Source organism: Leisingera sp. ANG59 (assembly GCF_013317235.1).
Lineage (GTDB): Bacteria > Pseudomonadota > Alphaproteobacteria > Rhodobacterales > Rhodobacteraceae > Leisingera.
Genome location: NZ_WLCM01000002.1, coordinates 202937 through 221391, shown reverse-complemented (window position 1 = coordinate 221391; position 18455 = coordinate 202937). Strand labels below are relative to the sequence as shown.

The following is an 18455-nucleotide window of genomic DNA, read 5'->3' as shown; positions in this document are numbered from 1 at the left end:
CGGGCTGCAACATGCGGCGGCGGAAAAGTGCCGAAAGGGCAGGACATGCGGACGGTTATCTTCGATCTGGACGGCACGCTGGCGGATACTTCGGGCGATCTTCTGGCCGCGGCCAACGCCTGTTTCCGGCGGATGGGGCTGGGCGATGTGCTGGACCGGCCCGAGGATGCTGCCGTCGCCCTGCGCGGCGGACGCAACATGCTGGCGACCGGCCTCAAACGGGCAGGGCAGTTCAATCAGGCCACAGTGGATGAGTTCTATCCGGTACTCCTGGGGGCCTACCGCGACGCCATCGACCACCACACCGTGCTTTACCCGGGCGCGATGGAGGCGGTGGAGGTGCTGAAATCCGCAGGTTTCGGGGTCGGCATCTGCACCAACAAGCCAGAGGGGCTGGCTGAGCAGCTTATGCGCAGCCTTGGCGTGCGGGATGCCTTTGCCTCATTGGTTGGGGCGGACACGCTGCCGGTGCGCAAGCCCGACCCCGAGCCGCTGTTCGAGGCCGCCCGCCGTGCAGGCGGCGATCCGGCGCGCACCCTGCTGGTGGGCGACAGCGACACCGACCGCAACACCTCGGCCAATGCCGGCGTACCGTCGGTGCTGGTGACCTTCGGTCCCTCCGGCGAGGACATGGCGGCGCTCAAACCCGAGGCGCTGCTGCATAAATTCGAAGACCTTCTGGACGTCGCGGAGCGGCTGATTGCGTGATCCCGCAACTTAGTTTCGGGATATTCATCTGTCCGGCTTCCCCCTTGACCGCTGACGGTCCGCGGCTCACAAACGCCGCATGAGCGAAAAGTTTACCGGGTCTTTCACCCAGCAGGAACCCATCCCCGAAGACGCCATCGAGGCCGCGCTGGCGGTGCTTCGCCACGGGCGGCTGCACCGCTACAACGTGGCAGAGGGCGAGGCGGGCGAAACCGCGCTGCTGGAGCAGGAATTCGCGGCGCAGACGGGTGCGAAATACTGTCTGGCGGTGGCCTCGGGCGGCTATGCGCTGGCGACCTCGCTGCGCGCTGTCGGGGTGAAACCCGGCGACAAGGTTCTGACCAACGCCTTCACCCTGGCGCCGGTGCCGGGATCCATTGCCTCGGTCGGGGCGGAGCCGGTGTTTGTCGAAGTGACCGAGAGCCTGACCATTGATCTGGATGATCTGGCGGCCAAGGCGGATCAGGCCAAGGTGCTGATGCTGTCGCACATGCGCGGGCATCTGTGCGACATGGACCGGCTGATGGAGATCTGCGATGCAGCAGGCATCACTGTGATCGAGGATTGCGCCCACACCATGGGTGCTTCCTGGAACGGTGTTCTGTCGGGCCGTCACGGAGCGGTGGGCTGCTATTCCTGCCAGACCTACAAGCATGTGAATTCGGGTGAGGGCGGTCTGCTTATCACCGACGACAAAGAGATCGCTGCCCGCGCCATCATGATGTCCGGCTCCTACATGCTCTATGGCCGTCATCTGGCCGCGCCGGGGCCGGAGGTGTTCGAGCGGGTGAAATACGAGACCCCCAACATCTCGGGCCGGATGGACAACCTGCGCGCCGCCATCCTGCGGCCACAGCTTCGCGATCTGGACACCCAGGTGGAACGCTGGAACGACCGCTACCGCGCGGTCGAGGACGGCCTGCGCGGCACCCCGGGCCTCACCGTAGTGGAGCGCCCCGCGCAGGAGGTCTATGTCGGCTCCTCGATCCAATTCTTGCTTCTGGACTGGTCGGAGAAAGCCGTGCAGGAGGCTGTGCGCCGCTGTGCCGCCCGCGGGGTGGAACTGAAATGGTTCGGCACGCCTGAGCCGGTGGCCTTCACCTCCCGCTACGACAGCTGGCGCTACGCGGACACGCCGCGCCTGCCGCAAAGCGACCGGATCCTGGCGGGCATCATCGACATGCGGGTGCCGCTGACCTTCAGCCTGGAAGACTGCGCCCAAATCGCCCGCATCATCCGCGCCGAGGTCTCCGCAGTCTATCAGTCCGCCTGATACAGCGGCACCGTCGAGATCGAGACTTTGGCCGACCCGTCGGTCAGCTCTGCCGCGTGGGCGGCATAGATCAGGGTCTGGTTGGCCTCGTCAAAAATCCGCTTCACCCGCAGCGATTTCAGGATGATGGAGCGCGATGCGCGGAACACGTCCTCGCCATCGCGGCCGCGGTCGATGTCGCCCACGGTGATGGGGCCGGTCTGACGGCAGGCGATAGAGGCGTTTGACGGATCCTCGAACCAGTTGCCCTTGGACAGCCGGTCAATCAGCCCGCGTTCGAAATAGGCGATGTGGCAGGTCACGCCTTCGACCTTGGGGTCGGCGATGGCCTCGATGATGATGTCGTTGCCGACCCAGTCGACTCCGATCTGGCCGACCTCCTCGGCGGCGGCGGGCAGGCCCGCCAGGCAGAATGCGGCGGCCAGGGTGCGGTTCAATCGTGACATGGGGTGCTCCTGATGGCGTTGGGGCGGCTGTTTCCCGCTCATGCCAACTCTACGCGCAGATGCGCTCAAAAGATCCCGGGAACCTTTCAGGAAAAGCCGGCGTTGTCTCTCCGCAACGGCGCAAGGAGGCGCCTTTTAACAGAAATTGCATTGAGGAGAGAACGATGCACACGTCCAAAATCGCCCTGACGGCTTCCGCTCTGGCCCTGCTGGCCGCGCCTGTCTGGGCCGACGCTGAAGTGCAGGCTGTGACCGACCTGAACCTGCGCGCGGGTCCGGGGCCGCAGTACGAGATCATCGGCGTCATTTCGCCTTCGGGTTCGGTCGGTCTTGAGGGCTGCATCGAGGAAAGCAACTGGTGCAAGGTGAGCTACGAGGGCGCTGACGGCTGGGCCTATGGCGAATATCTGACCGGCACCGTCACCGAGAAATACGTGCCGGTGGTGGCCGAGGGCAGCCCGGTGGAAATCAGCACCGTGACCTATGAAAAAACCGGCGAACACGATGCTGAGCTGGGTGCCGTAGGCGGTGCCATTACCGGCGGCCTGATTGCCGGTCCGGCCGGTGTCGTGGCCGGGGCGATTGCAGGCGCCGCTGCGGGCGAGGCCGCCGTGCCGGACGAGGAAATCGTGACCTATGTGCGCAGTCACGCCACCGAACCTGTCTATGTTCAGGGCGAAGTGGTGACTGGCGTCATAATCCCGGAAGAGGTGCAGCTGACCCCGGTTCCGGAATCTGACTACCGCTATGTCTACCTGAACGGCCTGCCGGTCCTGGTGGAGGCGGACAGCCGCACCGTGGTCCATGTGGTCCGCTAAGCCAAATTGAAACTGCCGGATGCGGGCGGCCCCATGCGGGCCGCCCGCTGCCCTTCGGGCACCCCAAACAGGAACACGATTGACCCGAATCGCGGGCTCCTCTATTGAATTGAACAACTGTTCATATAATCGGCTCTGGCCTGGAGGATCTGCGGGATGTTCAACGCAAGCATGACTTTCGATCTTGGTGAGGACGTGAACGCGCTGCGCGATGTGGTTCACCGCTGGGCGCAGGACCGCGTCAAGCCGATGGCGCAGGAGATCGACCAGAAGAACGAATTCCCGGCGGAGCTGTGGAAAGAGATGGGAGATCTGGGCCTCCTGGGCATCACCGTGCCGGAAGAATTTGGCGGTGCCGGCATGTCTTATCTGGCCCATACCGTTGCGATTGAGGAAATCGCCCGCGCCAGCGCCTCGGTGTCACTGTCTTACGGCGCGCATTCCAACCTCTGCGTCAACCAGATCAAGCTGAACGGCAACGCCGAGCAGAAGGCGAAATACCTGCCGCGGCTGATTTCCGGCGATCATGTCGGTGCGCTGGCAATGTCCGAGGCAGGCGCGGGCTCAGACGTGGTCTCGATGTCGCTGCGGGCCGAAAAGCGCAACGACCATTTCCGTCTGAACGGCAACAAGTACTGGATCACCAACGGCCCCGACGCCGACACTTTGGTGGTCTACGCCAAGACCGATCCGGAAGCCGGCTCCAAGGGCATCACAGCCTTCCTGATCGAGAAGGAATTCAAAGGATTCTCCACCTCCAAACATTTCGACAAGCTGGGCATGCGCGGCTCCAACACCGCCGAACTGGTGTTCGAGGATGTGGAAGTCCCGTTTGAGAACATCCTGGGCGAAGAGGGCAAGGGCGTGCGCGTACTGATGTCCGGCCTCGATTACGAGCGCGTGGTGCTCGCGGGGATCGGCACCGGCATCATGGCCGCCTGCATGGACGAGATGATGCCCTACATGAAGGAGCGCAAGCAGTTCGGCCAGCCGATCGGGAATTTTCAGCTGATGCAGGCCAAGATTGCGGACATGTACACCGCGATGAACACCGCCCGCGCTTATGTCTATGAGGTCGCCAAGGCCTGCGACAAGGGCACCGTGACCCGCCAGGATGCAGCCGCCTGCTGCCTTTACGCCTCCGAGGTCGCCATGACCCAGGCGCATCAGGCGGTGCAGGCCTTTGGCGGCGCGGGCTACCTGTCCGACAACCCGGTCGGCCGCATCTTCCGCGATGCCAAGCTGATGGAGATCGGTGCTGGCACCAGCGAAATCCGCCGGATGCTGATTGGCCGCGAATTGATGGGCACCATGTAAGCCAAAGAAAACCCCGCGCACCCGAAGGGCGGTGCGGGGGATGAAACAGACCCGGCGGCACAAGGCCGGCCGCCAGGCCATAACCGGACCCTCGAAGGATCAGAAGCGGTGCACGTAAGCGAAGTTCACGACAACCGGATCGATCTCTGCGGTGCCGATGGCGGCGCCGTTCAGGGTCGCGTCGCTGTCGATGTCCATCCAGCGGACGTTGAACCGCAGCGCACCGTTGTCGGAGATCTGGTAGTCGGCGCCTGCGTTCACCTCGACGCCGAAGCTGTCATCCAGCTTGAGCGTGCCAAGCGCCGTCTCTTCCTCGAAGAAGGTGGTGTAGTTCAGGCCAAGGCCGAGGAACGGCTTGATCACGCCCTGGGTGGGGAAGTGGTAGTTGATCGACAGGGTCGGCGGCAGCTGCTTGGCGGAGGCCGCATAGGCGCCGTTCAGGTTGATGTCATGCTCAAACGGCGAGGCCGCCAGCAGCTCGACACCCCAGTTGTCGCGGAAGAAGTATTCGACGGTCAGCGACAGCGCGGTGCCGTCATCGATGTCAGCAAGCGCGCCCGCCAAGGTGCCGTTGCCGGATTTCGGGTTCACGTTGGCGATACCGACACCGACGGTCCAGTCGCCCTGCTCCTGGGCAAGGGTAGGGGCGGCCATTGCGGCCAGGGCGGAGGTCAGCGCAAGCGCGGAAACCATGCGTTTCATGGGGTGCGTCCCTTTTCTTGTGTTTACCCGGCAGTGATGCACCCGCGGGCGGCCGAAAACTCTGATCTGAGTCAAAACTGTCCGGTGCTACCTATTGAAAATACAGCAAAATACCGCATAGCTGCTATGCGTTTCAGGAATGTCTAAATATGCATGGAAAACGTAGCATTCCGGGGCTTCGCGCAGATGGCAGCTGGGACCTGCCAGAGCATCTCAACATGGCGGCGCAATGCCTGGCGCAGCCTGCGGAGGCGCTGGCGCTGATCGACATGACCGGCCCCGCGCGCCGGGACATTTCCTACGGTGAGCTGGCCGCGATGACCGACGGGCTGGCCCGCTACCTGCTGGCCCGCATCCAGCCCGGCGACCGGGTTGGGGTGCTGCTCAGCCAGTCGCCCTGGTGCGCGGCGGCGCATCTGGCGGTGTGGAAGGCAGGCGGCATCTCGGTGCCGCTGTTCAAGCTGTTCAAACGAGACGCGCTGGCCTCCCGCGCAGGCGATGCGGGCGTGCGCTTTGTTTTCACCGATGCCGAGGGCGCGGAGCTGCTGGGCGATCTGGCCGAGGCTGTGATGGTGAAAAGCGCCGGGATCGACGGCGTGCCGGTGCCGTTTGCCGAGACCACGCCCGACACGCCTGCCGTGCTGATCTACACCTCCGGCACCACCGGCAGCCCCAAGGGCGCGCTGCACGGCCACCGGGTGCTGACGGGCCATTTGCCGGGGGTTGCCATCAGCCACGACCACCTCGGCCAGCCGGGCGATGTGCTCTGGACCCCTGCCGACTGGGCCTGGATCGGCGGTCTGTTCGACGTGCTGATGCCGGGCCTGGCGCTGGGTGTGCCGGTGGTGGCCGCGCGTCTGGACAAATTCACGCCGGAGGCCTGCGCGGAATTGATTGCCGAGGCCCGCGTGCGCAACATCTTCTTCCCGCCAACGGCGCTGCGGATGCTGAAAGCAGCGGGGCAGGGGCTCGGCGGCCTGCGCTCGGTTGCCAGCGGCGGAGAGCCCCTGGGCGCGGAGATGCTCGCCTGGGGCCGGCGGCAGCTGGGCGTGACGATCAACGAATTCTACGGCCAAACCGAATGCAACATGGTGGCCTCCTCCTGTGCTGCGGATTTCGAGCCGCGGCCGGGCTGCATCGGCAAAGCGGTGCCGGGGCATGAGCTGGCGGTGATCGACGCGGCAGGCAACCCGACGGACGCCGAGGGCGACGTTGCTATCTGCCGCGGCTCTGCCTCGATGCTGCTGGAATACTGGAACCGGCCTGAGGAAACCGCGGCCAAGTTCCGCGGCGACTGGCTGGTGACCGGCGACCGCGGCATCTGGGAGGGCGATTACCTGCGCTTTGTCGGCCGCGAGGATGACGTGATCACCTCCGGCGGCTACCGCATCGGCCCGGCCGAGATCGAAGATTGCCTGCTCACTCACCCGGCGGTGGCAACCGTGGGCGTGGTCGGCAAGCCCGATGCGCTGCGCACAGAAATCGTCAAGGCCTATGTGGTGCTGAAATCTGGCGCCGAAGCCTCGGAGAAGGAACTGCAGGACTACGTCAAGGACCGGCTCGCGCATTATTCCTACCCGCGCGAGGTGGAATTCCTCGACACGCTGCCGATGACCGTGACCGGCAAGGTGATCCGTAAGGAGCTGAAGGCGCGCGCGACGGGGGAAGCCGAATGACCCAGGGTGTTGCATACCCGGCGTACGCTGGCCCAACCGGATTTAAAGATCTCAACCCTATAACGGGAGAGTGGACATGAAACTCACATCCAAGGCGATGCCCTCCTCGGAAGGCTTCAAGCAGAACCGCGAGGCGCATCTGGACGCGCTTGCGCAGATCAGCGAGGCGGCAGAGGCCGCGCGCATGGGCGGTGGCGAGAAATCCCGCGCCCGCCACGAAAGCCGCGGCAAGATGCTGCCGCGCCGCCGGGTGGCGAACCTCTTGGACCCCGGCTCCCCGTTCCTGGAGATCGGCGCCACCGCGGCGCACGCTATGTATGATGGTGCGGCACCTGCGGCGGGCGTGATTGCCGGTATCGGCCGGGTGCACGGGCAGGAGGTCATGGTGGTCTGCAATGACGCCACCGTGAAGGGCGGCACCTATTACCCGATGACGGTGAAGAAACACCTGCGCGCGCAGGAGATTGCGGAGGAAAACCGTCTTCCCTGCATCTATCTGGTCGACTCCGGCGGCGCCAACCTGCCCAATCAGGATGAGGTCTTCCCCGACCGCGACCACTTCGGGCGCATCTTCTACAACCAGGCCCGGATGTCGGCCAAGGGCATCCCGCAGATTGCGGTTGTCATGGGCTCCTGCACCGCGGGCGGCGCCTATGTGCCGGCGATGTCCGACGTCACCATCATCGTGAAGGAGCAGGGCACCATCTTCCTGGCAGGCCCGCCGCTGGTGAAGGCCGCGACGGGCGAGGTCGTCAGCGCCGAGGACCTGGGCGGCGGCGACGTGCACACCCGCCTGTCGGGCGTTGCAGACTACCTGGCCGAGGATGACGCCCATGCGCTGGCGCTGGCGCGGCGCGCGGTGCAGTCGCTGAACATCACCAAACCGCTGACGGTGAACTGGGCCAGCCCGGAAGAACCGGCCTACGACCCCGAGGAAATCCTCGGCGTGGTTCCGGGCGACCTGCGCACGCCTTATGATATCCGCGAGGTGATCGCACGGCTGATCGACGGCTCTCGTTTCGACGAGTTCAAACCGCGCTTTGGCGAAACCCTGGTGACCGGCTTTGCCCACCTCAAGGGCTGCCCGATCGGCATCATCGCCAACAACGGCGTGCTGTTCTCCGAAGCTGCCCAGAAAGGTGCGCATTTCGTGGAGCTGTGCAGCCAGCGCAAGATCCCGCTGGTGTTCCTGCAGAACATCACCGGGTTCATGGTCGGCCGGAAGTACGAAAACGAAGGCATTGCGCGGCACGGTGCCAAGATGGTGACGGCGGTGGCGACCACCAATGTCCCCAAGATCACCATGCTGGTCGGCGGCTCCTTCGGTGCCGGTAACTACGGCATGTCGGGCCGCGCCTATTCCCCGCGCTTCCTGTGGACTTGGCCGAACTCCCGCATCTCGGTGATGGGCGGCGAGCAGGCGGCGGGCGTGCTGGCGACGGTGAAACGCGACGCCATCGAACGCCAGGGCGGCAGTTGGAGCACTGAGGAAGAGGCAGAGTTCAAGCGCCCCACCATCGAGATGTTCGAGGAGCAGAGCCACCCGCTCTATGCCTCCGCGCGCCTTTGGGATGACGGTATCATCGACCCGCGCAAATCCCGTGATGTGCTGGCCCTGTCGCTGAGCGCCGCGCTGAATGCCCCGATCGAAGACACGCGCTTCGGCGTCTTCCGGATGTGAGGATCTCCCATGTTTGACAAAATCCTGATTGCCAACCGCGGAGAGATTGCCTGCCGCGTGATGGAAACTGCCCGTGCCATGGGGGTGCGGACCGTGGCTGTTTACTCCGACGCCGATGCCGCTTCGAAACATGTGGCATTGGCGGATGAGGCCGTGCATATCGGCGGCCCGGCCCCGGCGGACAGCTATCTGAAGGGCGGCGAGATCATTCGTGTGGCCCAGGAAACCGGCGCCCAGGCGATCCACCCGGGCTATGGCTTCCTGTCGGAAAACCCGAAATTCGTCGAGGCGGTGGAGGCCGCGGGTCTGACGTTCATCGGGCCGTCGGCGGATGCGATCCGCAAAATGGGCCTGAAGGACGCCGCTAAGGCGCTGATGGAAGAAGCCGGCGTGCCGGTGGTGCCGGGCTATCACGGCACCAATCAGGACCCGGAGTTCCTGGCCGGCGAGGCGGAGAAGATCGGTTATCCGGTGCTGATCAAGGCGGTGGCCGGCGGCGGCGGCAAGGGGATGCGGCTGGTCGAGAAAGCGCAGGACTTTGCCGATGCGCTCAAAAGCGCGCAAGGCGAGGCGACCACGGCTTTCGGCAACCCGGATGTGCTGATCGAGAAATACATCCAGCAGCCCCGTCACATCGAGGTTCAGGTCTTTGGCGATGGGACCCACGCGGTGCATCTGTTCGAGCGTGACTGCTCGTTGCAACGCCGCCACCAGAAGGTGATCGAGGAAGCCCCCGCGCCCGGCATGACCGCCGAGATGCGCGCGGCGATGGGGGAGGCCGGCGTGCGCGCGGCCGAGGCCATCGGCTACAAGGGCGCGGGCACGGTGGAATTCATCGTCGACGGTTCTGACGGGCTGCGCCCGGACGGGTTCTGGTTCATGGAAATGAACACCCGCCTGCAGGTGGAGCATCCGGTCACGGAGCTGATCACCGGCGTCGACCTAGTGGAATGGCAGCTGCGCGTCGCTTCTGGCGAAAGCCTGCCAGCCAAGCAGGAAGACCTCACCATCACCGGCCACGCATTTGAGGCGCGGCTTTATGCGGAGGACGTGCCCAAGGGCTTCCTGCCTGCAACCGGCACGCTGACCCACCTGTCCTTCCCGGCGGAGGCCCGCGCCGACAGCGGTGTACGGGCAGGAGACACCATTAGCCCCTGGTATGATCCGATGATCGCCAAGATGATCGTGCATGGCTCCACCCGCAAGGTGGCACTGTCGCGGCTGGCCCGGGCGCTGGAGGAAACGCAGGTCGGCGGCACCGTCACCAACCTGGCCTTCCTTGGCGCACTGGCGGCGCATGAGGGCTTTGCCAACGGCGAAGTGGACACCGGCCTGATTGCCCGCGATCTGGACGCGCTGACCGCGGCGCCGGTGGTGGAGCTGCGCCATAAGGCTGCCGCCGGCATGGTGGCGCTGGAGCTGGTGGAGGCTTCTCCGGACACCGGCTTCACCCTCTGGGCGCCTTTGCACCGGGCCGTCACCCTGTCCCATGCGGGCGAGGAGTTCACGGCGGACGTGCAGGTGGACGGGCCGGACCGGCAGCTTTGGACCATTGAGGGCGAAACTGTCGTGGCCGAACGCAGCCAGGGCCAGTGGCGCATTGATGAGCGCCGGATGCCTGCGGTGTCTCAGTCCGGAACGTTAATCACCGTTCATGATGCCTACGGCCTGGAGTTCACCGCGATTGACCCGCTGGACCGCGATGCGGCGGCGGGTGGCGACAGCAATGTGATCGAGGCGCCTATGCCCGGTTTGGTCAAGGCGGTCTTTGCCGAAGCCGGCCAGGCGGTGAAGGAGGGCGACCGTCTCGCCATTCTGGAAGCGATGAAGATGGAGCATTCCCTGCTGGCGGCTCGCGACGGCGTGGTGGCGGAGGTGCTGGCCGCTGCCGGCGACCAGGTTGAGGCCGGCGCAGCGCTGGTGCGGCTGGAAGAAGAAGACGGCTGATCCGGGTCGGGGCGGCGCACCTGCCGCCCCCGCTGCGGATTGAGTATTTTTGGAAAGATGAAGCCGGAGGGCATTCCATGGGTGAATTTGCCGAAATCTTCGAGGTCGGCCCGCGCGACGGGCTGCAGAACGAAAAGCGGGAGATCCCGGTTGCGGAAAAGGTGGCGCTGACCGATTGCCTGAGCCGCGCCGGATTCAAGCGCATCGAAGTGGCAAGCTTCGTCTCGCCCAAATGGGTGCCGCAGATGGCGGGCAGCGCGGAGGTGCTGGCAGGCATCACCCGCGCCCCCGGCGTCCGCTACGCGGCGCTCACGCCCAACATGCGCGGCTACGAGGATGCGGTGGCCGCCAAGGCTGATGAGATCGCGGTGTTTGCCTCGGCCTCCGAAGGGTTCTCCAAGGCCAATATCAACGCCACCATCGAGGAAAGCATCACCCGCTTCCTGCCCATTCTGGAGGCAGCCAAGGGGATCGGGCTGCCGGTCCGGGGCTATGTCTCCTGCGTGACCGACTGCCCCTATGACGGGGCCACGCCGCCTGAAAAGGTGGCGGAGGTGGCTGAGCGGCTGTTCTCGCTCGGCTGCTACGAGATCTCGCTGGGCGACACCATCGGGCAGGGGACCCCGGAGGCCATTACCGCCATGCTCAAGGAAGTCACGGCGCGGGTGCCTGCCGCGCAACTGGCGGGCCATTACCACGACACCGCGGGCCGGGCGCTTGACAATATCGAGGCCTCGCTGGCGCAGGGCGTGCGGGTGTTCGATGCGGCTGTCGGCGGCTTGGGCGGCTGCCCCTATGCGCCGGGGGCGGCGGGCAATGTGGCAACGGAAGCGGTGCACAAGCGCCTGACCGAACTGGGCTACGGCACCGGCCTGGATGCGGAGGTGCTGGAAGAAGCCGCGGCGCTGGCCCGCTCCATGCGCGGCCTGCAATAAGATTTGAGCGGAGACACAAGATGTTCGAGACAATCACCCTGGACACCGACGCCCGCGGCGTCTGCACCTTGACCCTGAACCGGGCCGAGAAGCACAACGCCATGTCCGGCCAGATGCTGCAGGAGCTGACCCAGGCGGCGAAACAGCTGGCTGAGGACGAAACCATCCGTGTTGTGGTGCTGACCGGTGCCGGCAAGAGTTTTTGCGCAGGCGGCGACCTGGGCTGGATGCGGGCGCAGATGGATGCCGATGCCGAAACACGGGCGCGCGAGGCGCGGGTTCTGGCGGAAATGCTGATGGCGCTCAACACCCTGCCGAAGCCGGTGATCGGCGCGGTGCAGGGCAACGCATTCGGTGGCGGTGTCGGAATGGCGTCGGTTTGCGACGTGGCCATTGGTGCGGATCATCTGAAGATGGGGCTGACCGAGACCAAGCTGGGACTGATTCCCGCCACCATCGGCCCGTATGTCATCGCCCGCATGGGCGAAGCCAAGGCGCGCCGCGTGTTCATGTCGGCCCGCCTGTTCGGCGCAGCGGAAGCGGTGGAACTCGGATTGCTGGCCAAGGCCGTGCCCGCGGATCAGCTGGCAGAGGCGGTCGAAGCGGAGGTCGTCCCTTACCTCAACTGCGCCCCCGGTGCGGTGGCGGCGGCCAAGAAACTGGCCCGCGATCTGGGGCCGCGGCTGGACGGCAGCGTGATTGACCATACAATCAAGGCGCTTGTGGAGCGCTGGGAGGGGCCGGAAGCAGGCGAGGGCATCGCGGCGTTCTTTGAAAAACGCAAACCGGCATGGCAAAGCTGAAAAGCGGCATATCTGACTCACGTTTTCACGGCGGCCGCGGTTCCCTCCGCGGCCGCTTTTCTTATGAAAACACTAGGGAATTAACCCCGTCCGGCAGCCGTGCTTTTTCTGTCCAAACCCTTGTGGATTAACGTCGCTTTAGTTGACGCTCCCCGGGCGCGGGGGTATGCACAGTCCAAATCAACACGCCAATTGACGCCGCGCGGAAATCCGCCCGGGGAAAGGAGCTGCTCTTGGAAGAGATGTTGAGGGAATACCTGCCGATCCTGGTCTTCCTGGCCGTCGCGGCAGGTCTGGGGATTGTCCTTATCCTGGCAGCCGTCGTACTGGCGGTCCGCAATCCGGACCCGGAAAAGGTCAGCGCCTATGAATGCGGTTTCAACGCCTTTGACGATGCCCGCATGAAATTCGATGTCCGGTTCTACCTGGTCTCGATTCTCTTCATCATTTTCGACCTGGAAATCGCCTTCCTGTTTCCCTGGGCCGTCGGTTTCAAGGACATCAGCGACCTCGGCTTCTGGTCGATGATGGTGTTCCTGGGCGTGCTGACCATCGGCTTTGCCTATGAGTGGAAGAAAGGGGCCCTGGAATGGCAGTGATGACCGGACCCAACACCGCCGGTGTCGACAAGGAAGTTGTCACCCGGGCCATCAATGCCGAGCTGCAGGACAAGGGCTTCCTGCTGACCTCGGCGGAGGACATCATCAACTGGGCGCGCACCGGCTCGCTGCACTGGATGACCTTTGGCCTGGCCTGCTGCGCGGTGGAGATGATGCACACCTCTATGCCGCGTTATGACGCCGAGCGTTTCGGCATCGCGCCGCGCGCTTCGCCGCGCCAGTCGGACGTGATGATCGTCGCGGGCACCCTGACCAACAAGATGGCGCCGGCCCTGCGCAAGGTCTACGACCAGATGCCCGAGCCGCGCTACGTGATCTCGATGGGCTCCTGCGCCAATGGCGGCGGCTATTACCACTACAGCTATTCCGTGGTGCGCGGCTGCGACCGGGTTGTGCCGGTCGACGTCTACGTGCCCGGCTGCCCGCCGACGGCTGAGGCGCTGCTCTATGGCCTGATGCAGTTGCAGCGCAAGATCCGCCGCACCGGCACCCTGGTGCGCTAAGGAAGGGGCGGAGACAACATGAGCGAAGCACTGAAAGAACTGGGCGCCCAGATCGAAGCCAAACGCCCCGACTGCGTGGTGGCCTGGGATGTGTCCTTTGATGAGCTGAACATCGACGTGACTCCCTCGAACATCGCCGGTCTGGTGGAGTTCCTGAGAGTAGATGCCAACTGCAAGTTTTCGACCCTGGTGGACATCACCGCGGTGGACTACCCCGACCGCGCCAAGCGGTTCGACGTGGTCTACCACTTCCTGTCGATGTACCGGAACCAGCGTATCCGCCTGCGCGCTGCCGTGCGCGAGGATGAGATGGTGCCCTCGATCGTGGACGTGCATCCCTCGGCCAACTGGTTCGAGCGGGAAGTCTACGACATGTTCGGCATCCTGTTCTCCAGCCACCCGGACCTGCGCCGGATCCTGACCGACTACGGCTTCCGAGGCTATCCGCTGCGCAAGGACTTCCCCACCACCGGCTACACCGAGGTCCGCTATGACGAGGCGCAGAAGCGCGTGGTCTACGAACCGGTGAAGCTGGTGCAGGAGTACCGTCAGTTTGATTTCATGTCCCCGTGGGAAGGTGCCGAGTACATCCTGCCCGGCGACGAGAAGGAGGGGGCGCAATGATGGACGGCTCCAAATTTGACGACGGCAGCGTCGATGCGCTGAGCGGCGAGCAGAAGATCCGTAACTTCAACATCAACTTCGGCCCGCAGCACCCTGCGGCGCACGGGGTTTTGCGTCTGGTGCTGGAACTCGACGGCGAGATCGTCGAGCGCTGCGACCCGCATATCGGCCTGCTCCACCGCGGCACCGAAAAACTGATGGAAAGCCGCACCTACCTGCAGAACCTGCCGTATTTCGACCGTCTCGACTACGTGGCGCCGATGAACCAGGAACACGCCTGGTGCTTGGCTATCGAAAAGCTTACCGGCACCGAGGTGCCGCGCCGCGGTCAGCTGATCCGGGTGTTGTATTCGGAAATCGGCCGGGTGCTGAACCACCTCTTGAACGTCACCACGCAGGCAATGGACGTTGGCGCGCTGACCCCGCCGCTCTGGGGCTTCGAAGAGCGCGAAAAGCTGATGATCTTCTACGAGCGGGCATGCGGTGCGCGCCTGCACGCGGCCTATTTCCGCCCCGGCGGCGTGCATCAGGACCTGCCGGACGAGCTGCTTGATGATATCGACTTTTGGGCGATGGAATTCCCCAAGGTGCTGGACGACATCGACGGCCTCTTGACCGAAAACCGCATCTTCAAGCAGCGCAACTGCGACATCGGTGTGGTGACCGAGAAGGACATCCAGGAATACGGCTTCTCCGGCGTCATGGTACGCGGTTCCGGCCTTGCATGGGACCTGCGCCGCGCGCAGCCCTATGAATGCTATGACGAGTTCGAGTTCCAGGTGCCCGTCGGCAAGAACGGCGATTGCTACGACCGCTATCTCTGCCGGATGGAAGAGATGCGCCAGTCGACCTCGATCATCCGCCAGGCGATTGCCAAGTTGCGCGAAGCCACCGGCGACGTGATGGCCCGCGGCAAGCTGTCCCCGCCCAAGCGCGGCGATATGAAAACCTCGATGGAAAGCCTGATCCACCATTTCAAGCTGTACACCGAAGGCTTCCACGTGCCCGCAGGCGAGGTCTACGCTGCCGTCGAAGCGCCCAAGGGCGAGTTCGGCGTCTATCTGGTGGCGGACGGGTCCAACAAACCCTACCGCTCCAAGATCCGCGCGCCCGGGTTCCTGCACCTGCAGGCGATGGACCACGTTGCCAAGGGCCACCAGCTGGCCGACGTCGCCGCCATCATCGGCACCATGGACGTCGTATTTGGAGAGATTGACCGCTAATGCTTCGCCGTCTGCATTCCGAACAACCCGACAGCTTTGCCTTCACCCCGGCCAACCAGGCCTGGGCGGAGGCGCAAATCACCAAATATCCTGAAGGCCGTCAGGCCTCCGCGGTCATTCCGCTTTTGTGGCGCGCGCAGGAGCAGGAAGGCTGGGTCACAAAGCCCGCGATCGAAGCCATCGCCGATATGCTTGGCATGGCCTATATCCGGGTTCTGGAGGTTGCATCCTTCTACTTCATGTTCCAGCTGCAACCGACCGGTTCCGTTGCCAATATCCAGATCTGCGGCACCACCTCCTGCATGATCTGCGGCGCCGAGGACCTAGTTGCGGTCTGCAAGGAAAAGATTGCCGAGAAGCCGCACACGCTGTCGGCGGACGGCAAGTTCACCTGGGAAGAGGTCGAGTGCCTGGGCGCCTGCACCAACGCCCCGATGGCGCAGATCGGCAAGGACTACTACGAGGATCTGACCGTCGAAAGCTTCACCAGGCTGCTGGACGATCTGGCCGCGGGCAAGCCCGTGGTGCCCGGCCCTCAGAACGGCCGTTACGCGGCGGAGCCGAAATCCGGCCTCACCTCGCTGACCGACTTCGACAGCGGCAAGACGCAGTACAATGCATCTGTGCAGTTGGCGATGGACATTAAGGACGGCGTCAAGCGCATCCAGGGTGATGAAGTGCCGCTGCTGACCCCTTGGGTCGGCAAGGACGGCATGGTTGCGGGCCGCGCTGCGGCGGATGCGCCGCCGAAGGCTCCGGAAGCGCCCAAGCCTGCCGTGAAACAGGCAGAGGAAGCAGCCAAGGCCGCGCCGAAGAAAGCGGACGCGGCTGAGCCGGCGTCGCCGGAGGGGGCCGCGGCAAAGCCTGATGAGGCCGCGGCTGAAGAAAGCCAGCCGATGGTTCTGAAAGAGGCCCTGGGCGGCCTGCCGGATGATCTGAAGCTGCTGAAGGGCGTTGGACCGAAGCTGGAAGAGAAGCTCAACGGGCTGGGCATTTTCCACTTCGAGCAGATCGCCGAATGGACCGAGGCCGAGGTCGCCTGGGTCGATGCACGGCTCAAGTTCAAAGGCCGGATCGAGCGGGACGGCTGGATTGAGCAGGCCAAGCGCCTGCAGGTCGGTGACGTGACCGAATTTGCCAGACGCGCCAAGGCCGAAGGCATCTACGAAGACGACGAATGACGGGCGGCGGCCTGATGGGGCCGCGGCTCAGGTGACGGGAAACAGATGAGCAAGGAACAGGACCAGGCCATTGCAGCAAAGGGCCGGCACATCGCATTGGTGATTGCCGGGACGATTTCGCTGTGGGTCGCGGTGTCGCTGTTCATCGGCCCCGTGCTGGGGCTGCCGGGGCGCTATGCGCTGCTGTTCGATTTCGCCGCGCTGGCGGGCATGATCTATGCCCTGGTCAACATATTTCAACTCTGGCGCATGCGCCGGGACAGCCAAAGGTAGGCACACATGCTGAAGGATCAGGACCGGATCTTTACCAACCTTTACGGGATGCACGACCGCAACCTGGCGGGCGCCAAGGCGCGCGGCCATTGGGACGGCACCGCGGGCATCATCGAAAAGGGCCGCGACTGGATCATTCAGACCATGAAGGATTCCGGCCTGCGCGGCCGCGGCGGCGCGGGCTTCCCAACGGGGCTGAAATGGTCCTTCATGCCCAAGGAAAGCGACGGCCGACCCGCCTATCTGGTGGTGAACGCGGATGAATCTGAGCCGGGCACCTGCAAGGACCGGGAAATCATGCGCCACGATCCGCACACGCTGATCGAAGGCGCGCTGATCGCCTCCTTCGCGATGAACGCGCATACCTGCTACATCTACCTGCGCGGCGAATACATCCGCGAGCGCGAGGCGCTGCAGGCGGCGATTGACGAATGCTACGACAAGGGTCTGCTGGGCCGGAACGCCGCTGGCTCCGGCTGGGACTTCGACGTCTTCCTGCATCACGGGGCAGGGGCCTATATCTGCGGTGAGGAAACCGCCCTGATCGAAAGCCTGGAAGGCAAGAAGGGCATGCCCCGGATGAAGCCGCCGTTCCCGGCAGGCGCGGGCCTTTACGGCTGCCCGACCACCGTGAACAACGTGGAATCCATCGCTGTTGTGCCCACCATCCTGCGCCGCGGCGCCGACTGGTTCGCCGGTTTCGGCCGCCAGAACAACGCAGGCACCAAACTGTTTGCGATCTCCGGCCACGTCAACAACCCTTGCGTGGTTGAAGAGGCGATGTCGATCGGGTTCGAGGAGCTGATCGAGAAGCATTGCGGTGGCATCCGCGGCGGCTGGGACAACCTGCTGGCGGTGATCCCCGGCGGCTCCTCGGTGCCCTGCGTGCGCGGCGAGAACATGCGCGATGCGATCATGGACTTCGACTACCTGCGCGGCGAGCTGGGCTCCGGCCTCGGCACCGCGGCAGTGATCGTGATGGACAAGCAGACCGACATCATCAAGGCGATCTGGCGCCTGTCCAAGTTCTACAAGCACGAAAGCTGCGGCCAGTGCACCCCCTGCCGCGAAGGCACCGGCTGGATGATGCGCGTCATGGACCGCCTGGTGAAGGGCGAGGCCGAGCTGGAAGAAATTGACATGCTGTGGGATGTGACCAAGCAGGTCGAAGGCCACACCATCTGCGCCCTTGGCGACGCGGCGGCCTGGCCGATTCAGGGCCTGATCAAGAACTTCCGCGAGGAGATCGAAGACCGCATCAAGGCCCAGAAGACGGGCCGCATGGGCGCGATGGCGGCGGAATAACTGATGGACGCCTTCGCCGCATATACTCACGCCCTAGCCGCCTTGGTGATCTTTTCCCTGATCACCCTGGCGCTGTCGCCTTTCTCGGCGCTGGCCAAGCAGAAAGCGGGCCTTGCACCAGGCGCCACGCCTGAGCAGGACTATGCGAGCAAGGCCTACCGGCTGAACCGGGCCTATCTGAACGGCTGCGAGACGCTGCCTGCCTTCCTGACTGTGACATTGGTGGCAATTCTGTCGGGCGCGGCGCCGTTCTGGGTGAACCTGCTGGCCTCTGTGGCGGTGGTGTCCCGTGTCATCATGATTTTCATTCACCTGCAGGGCATCGGCAAACCGCACAGCGGCCCGCGCTCTGTTTTCTACGTTCTCGGCTGGGCTTGCATGGTGGGTCTGGCGATCCTGGCATTGGCGGCAGTATTTTGA

General features: G+C 64.4%; 19 protein-coding genes. 17 read left to right on the top strand and 2 right to left on the bottom strand.

What is annotated here, in order from left to right; all coding sequences use genetic code 11:
• The first annotated feature begins 45 nt into the window (after positions 1–45).
• The gene (locus GKC28_RS03000; RefSeq protein ID WP_174145045.1) at positions 46–708 is read left to right on the top strand and encodes an HAD-IA family hydrolase; all 663 of its coding nucleotides are present in this window, start codon (positions 46–48) and stop codon (positions 706–708) included.
• Between the two features lie 79 nt (positions 709–787).
• On the top strand, positions 788–1981 hold the full coding sequence (locus GKC28_RS02995) for a DegT/DnrJ/EryC1/StrS aminotransferase family protein (protein WP_174145044.1): 1194 nt from the start codon (positions 788–790) through the stop codon (positions 1979–1981).
• On the opposite strand, the gene GKC28_RS02990 is transcribed toward GKC28_RS02995, so the two are convergent.
• The gene (locus GKC28_RS02990) at positions 1969–2427 is read right to left on the bottom strand and encodes a CreA family protein (RefSeq protein WP_174145043.1); all 459 of its coding nucleotides are present in this window, start codon (positions 2425–2427) and stop codon (positions 1969–1971) included. The genes GKC28_RS02995 and GKC28_RS02990 overlap by 13 nt on opposite strands.
• A gap of 164 nt (positions 2428–2591) precedes the next feature.
• On the opposite strand from GKC28_RS02990, the gene GKC28_RS02985 reads away from it, so the two are divergent.
• Positions 2592–3245 (top strand): DUF1236 domain-containing protein, encoded by a 654-nt coding sequence (locus GKC28_RS02985; protein WP_174145042.1) that lies wholly within the window; start codon positions 2592–2594, stop codon positions 3243–3245.
• A gap of 156 nt (positions 3246–3401) precedes the next feature.
• A complete protein-coding gene (locus GKC28_RS02980; protein ID WP_174145041.1) occupies positions 3402–4562 on the top strand; it encodes an isovaleryl-CoA dehydrogenase in 1161 nt (386 codons plus the stop codon).
• A 99-nt stretch (positions 4563–4661) separates the two neighbouring features.
• Here the strand turns inward: GKC28_RS02980 and GKC28_RS02975 are convergent, their stop codons facing one another.
• The gene (locus GKC28_RS02975) at positions 4662–5264 is read right to left on the bottom strand and encodes an OmpW family protein (protein ID WP_174145040.1); all 603 of its coding nucleotides are present in this window, start codon (positions 5262–5264) and stop codon (positions 4662–4664) included.
• Between the two features lie 149 nt (positions 5265–5413).
• Here GKC28_RS02975 and GKC28_RS02970 point away from each other — a divergent pair, with 149 nt between their 5' ends.
• From GKC28_RS02970 to GKC28_RS02910, 13 genes are all read left to right on the top strand, one after another.
• On the top strand, positions 5414–6940 hold the full coding sequence (locus GKC28_RS02970; protein WP_174145039.1) for an AMP-binding protein: 1527 nt from the start codon (positions 5414–5416) through the stop codon (positions 6938–6940).
• A gap of 76 nt (positions 6941–7016) precedes the next feature.
• A complete protein-coding gene (locus tag GKC28_RS02965) occupies positions 7017–8621 on the top strand; it encodes a carboxyl transferase domain-containing protein (protein WP_174145038.1) in 1605 nt (534 codons plus the stop codon).
• A gap of 9 nt (positions 8622–8630) precedes the next feature.
• Positions 8631–10568 carry an acetyl/propionyl/methylcrotonyl-CoA carboxylase subunit alpha gene (locus tag GKC28_RS02960; protein ID WP_174145037.1) on the top strand — a complete coding sequence of 646 codons (1938 nt, stop codon included), beginning with the start codon at positions 8631–8633 and terminating at the stop codon, positions 10566–10568.
• 77 nt (positions 10569–10645) lie between these two features.
• The gene (locus GKC28_RS02955) at positions 10646–11503 is read left to right on the top strand and encodes a hydroxymethylglutaryl-CoA lyase (RefSeq protein WP_174145036.1); all 858 of its coding nucleotides are present in this window, start codon (positions 10646–10648) and stop codon (positions 11501–11503) included.
• A gap of 20 nt (positions 11504–11523) precedes the next feature.
• A complete protein-coding gene (locus GKC28_RS02950) occupies positions 11524–12306 on the top strand; it encodes a crotonase/enoyl-CoA hydratase family protein (protein WP_174145035.1) in 783 nt (260 codons plus the stop codon).
• Between the two features lie 233 nt (positions 12307–12539).
• Positions 12540–12905, top strand: a complete 366-nt coding sequence (locus GKC28_RS02945; protein ID WP_019295998.1) for an NADH-quinone oxidoreductase subunit A — start codon at positions 12540–12542, stop codon at positions 12903–12905.
• Positions 12896–13429: an NADH-quinone oxidoreductase subunit B family protein gene (locus GKC28_RS02940; protein ID WP_019295997.1), complete on the top strand. Its 534-nt coding sequence runs from the start codon at positions 12896–12898 to the stop codon at positions 13427–13429. Before GKC28_RS02945 ends, GKC28_RS02940 begins: the two co-directional genes overlap by 10 nt.
• Positions 13430–13447: 18 nt before the next feature.
• Entirely contained in the window at positions 13448–14053 is a 606-nt protein-coding gene (locus tag GKC28_RS02935; protein WP_174145034.1) for an NADH-quinone oxidoreductase subunit C, read from the top strand.
• A complete protein-coding gene (locus GKC28_RS02930) occupies positions 14053–15276 on the top strand; it encodes an NADH-quinone oxidoreductase subunit D (RefSeq protein ID WP_174145093.1) in 1224 nt (407 codons plus the stop codon). The genes GKC28_RS02935 and GKC28_RS02930 overlap by 1 nt, the downstream gene beginning before the upstream one ends.
• Positions 15276–16457 (top strand): NADH-quinone oxidoreductase subunit E, encoded by a 1182-nt coding sequence (locus GKC28_RS02925; protein ID WP_174145033.1) that lies wholly within the window; start codon positions 15276–15278, stop codon positions 16455–16457. Before GKC28_RS02930 ends, GKC28_RS02925 begins: the two co-directional genes overlap by 1 nt.
• Before the next feature lie 45 nt (positions 16458–16502).
• Entirely contained in the window at positions 16503–16730 is a 228-nt protein-coding gene (locus GKC28_RS02920; protein WP_174145032.1) for a DUF5337 domain-containing protein, read from the top strand.
• Between the two features lie 6 nt (positions 16731–16736).
• Positions 16737–18035, top strand: coding sequence for an NADH-quinone oxidoreductase subunit NuoF (gene nuoF, locus GKC28_RS02915; protein WP_174145031.1), 1299 nt, complete (start codon positions 16737–16739; stop codon positions 18033–18035).
• 3 nt (positions 18036–18038) lie between these two features.
• The gene (locus GKC28_RS02910) at positions 18039–18455 is read left to right on the top strand and encodes an MAPEG family protein (RefSeq protein WP_174145030.1); all 417 of its coding nucleotides are present in this window, start codon (positions 18039–18041) and stop codon (positions 18453–18455) included.